This is a genomic window from Paraburkholderia sp. SIMBA_030 (assembly GCF_046535245.1).
Lineage (GTDB): Bacteria > Pseudomonadota > Gammaproteobacteria > Burkholderiales > Burkholderiaceae > Paraburkholderia.
Window position 1 is genome coordinate 1 of record NZ_JAWRXB010000932.1, and the last position, 259, is coordinate 259.

Annotated in this window: 1 pseudogene; it reads left to right on the forward strand. The window is 61.4% G+C overall.

From position 1 onward, the window contains the following. Positions 1-259, forward strand: a pseudogene (locus SB772_RS42760) (class II poly(R)-hydroxyalkanoic acid synthase); the annotation flags it as partial.

The window sequence follows — 259 nt, forward strand, 5'->3', positions numbered from 1 at the left end:
GATCTGCGCCACAACGACGGCCTGCCTCGCCAGGTCGACGAGCGCGCCTTCGAGGTGGGCGGCAATGTGGCGGCAACCCCAGGCGCCGTGGTGTTTCGCAACGAGTTGCTGGAGCTGATCCAGTACCAGCCGATGAGTGAAAAGCAGCACACCCGCCCCCTGCTGGTGGTGCCGCCGCAAATCAACAAGTTCTACATCTTCGACCTGAGCGCGACCAACAGTTTCGTCCAGTACATGCTCAAGAATGGCCTGCAGGTGT